This window comes from Candidatus Streptomyces philanthi (genome assembly GCF_059553635.1).
This window is the reverse complement of record NZ_JCANQV010000528.1, coordinates 1-2,123: the sequence shown is the minus strand read 5'-3', so window position 1 is coordinate 2,123 and position 2,123 is coordinate 1. Positions and strand designations below refer to the sequence as shown.

At 76.3% G+C, this 2,123-nt stretch carries 2 protein-coding genes; both read right to left on the bottom strand.

What is annotated here, in order from left to right:
• Nucleotides 1-1,202 (bottom strand): MFS transporter (locus AC51EU_RS29875; RefSeq protein WP_496270219.1); only part of this gene is annotated, 1,202 nt, incomplete at its 3' end.
• A gap of 55 nt (nucleotides 1,203-1,257) precedes the next feature.
• Nucleotides 1,258-2,123 (bottom strand): MFS transporter (locus AC51EU_RS29870; protein WP_496270218.1); only part of this gene is annotated, 866 nt, incomplete at its 5' end.

Below are 2,123 nucleotides of genomic sequence, written 5' to 3'. Positions count from 1 at the left end.
GCCAGCAGGCCGACGGCGGCACAGCACAGCGCGCCGCCCGCCCAGACCGCCGTCCGCACCCCGGTGAGCGACGCCATCCCGCCCACGCGCAGCTGGCCGAGCTGCGGGCCCGCCGCGTACGACAGCATCTCGATGCCGGCGAGCCGGCCGCGGAGCTCGTCGGGGATGGTCTGGTTCCACAGCGCCGAGCGGAAGATCCCGCTGATCATGTCGAAGGAGCCGGCGAGCGTCAGGAACAGCAGCACCACCCAGACGTTCGCCGCCCGCCCGGCGGCCGCCACCGCCAGCCCCCAGCCCGCGGCGGCCAGCACGACGGCCAGGCCGTGCCGGTGCACCCGCGACGTCCAGCCGCTGGTCAGGCTCACCAGGAGGGAGCCGGCGGGCAGCGCCGCGTACATCAGGCCCAGCGCCCACGGCGCGCGCAGTTCGTCGGCCAGGAACGGGAAGACCGCCAGCGGGAAGGCGAACAGCATCGCCGTGAGGTCCACGGCGTACGTCCCCAGCAGCTCCTTGCGGCTCCAGGCGTAGCGCGCGCCCTCGCCGATCGCGCGCAGCGACGGCCGGGCGGCGTCCCGCGCGGCGGGGGAGGGCGCCAGCCGCACGGTGAGCAGCACCGAAGCGGCGTAGGTGACGGCGTCGATCGCGTACGCCCAGCGGAACCCGGCCCCGGCCAGCAGAGCACCGGCCAGCGCGGGCCCGGCGATGGCGCCCGCCTGGCGGCGCAGCGAGGTGAGCGCGGCGGCCGCGGCGAGCTGGTCGTGCGGGACGATACGGGGCACGATCGCGTCCAGGGCCGGGCGCTGGAGACCGCTCAGCGCGCTGGACACGGCGGCCGCGACGTACAGCGGCCACACCGGCGGACGCGGCAGCATCGCGTTGACCAGCAGCAGGGCGGACAGCAGCCCCAGCGCGGCCTCGGTCCACAGGATCAGCCGGCGGCGGTCCAGGAAATCGGCGAGCGCGCCGCCGTAGAGGCCGAAGACGACCAGCGGGACCAGCTCTACGGCGCCCAGCGCCCCCACCGCGAACGCGGACCCGGTCAGCTCCTTGACCTGGAGCGGCAGCGCGACGAACGTCAGGAAACTGCCGAAGACCGTGATGGCGCCCGCCCACCACAGCCGCCGGAAGTCGGGCGAGGAGCGCCAGGGCGACAGGTCCGGCAGCAGGGCGGCCGGGCGGCGCCGGGGGACTTCGGAGGTCACGGGCGACCATCGTGCGGACGGACACCGCGCGGCGCAAAGGGTTTTCGGGCGCGCGTCAGCTGCCGTCGGCGCCCTCCGGGGTCCTTCCCGGGGCCCGCGCGCCGGGCTCCCGCGGTGGCGGGGCCAGATGGTCGCGGGCGCTGTCCGGGTCGAGGAGGCGGTGCAGACGGCCCGGGACGTCGAGGCCGATCAGGAGGACGACCAGGACGGTCCCGGCGAACGTGAGGACGGCGAGCGCGCCGCCCAGCGACCTGCCCTCGGCGAGACGGGCGCCCAGGACGGGGGCCACCGCGCCGCCGAGCGCCCCCACGTTGTAGGTGAAGCCCAGGCCCGCGCCCCGGCTCGCGGTGGGGAAGTGCCCGCCGATGTACCGCGGCAGCAGCCCGGAGACGCCCAGGCTCAGCGCCTGGAGGACGAACAGCAGCACACCGAGCACCACCAGGTGGTCCCCGGCGGCGAACACCGGCGGGACGAAGAGGAGCGACGCCAGCAGCATCAGCGCGTACGCCCGCCGGGTACCGAGCAGGTCCCCGGCGAAACCGGACAGGCAACTGCCCGCCATCGTCCCGAACCCCGCGAAGTACAGGACGCCGGTGACCTCGGCGGGGGAGTAACGCAGCTCCGTCTTCAGATACGTCGGCAGCAGCGCCTGGACGGGCCAGCTGTAGAGGAACGCCGCGAAGACCGTGGCGATCAGCGACAGGTACAGCACCCAGCCGCGCCGCCCCCCGAGCTGCGCGGCCAGCGCCGCCAGCGCCAGCGCCCCGGCCACCGCCAGCACCGGCACCGCCCCCGCGCCCACCGGGGTGAACACCCCGTACAGCGCGCCCGCCGCCACCACCGTGAGCAGGGCGTTCCCGGCCGCCCGCACCGGCGTCGCGTACAGCGGGCGCAGCGGCCCCGGCGCGCCCCGCCGGGCGG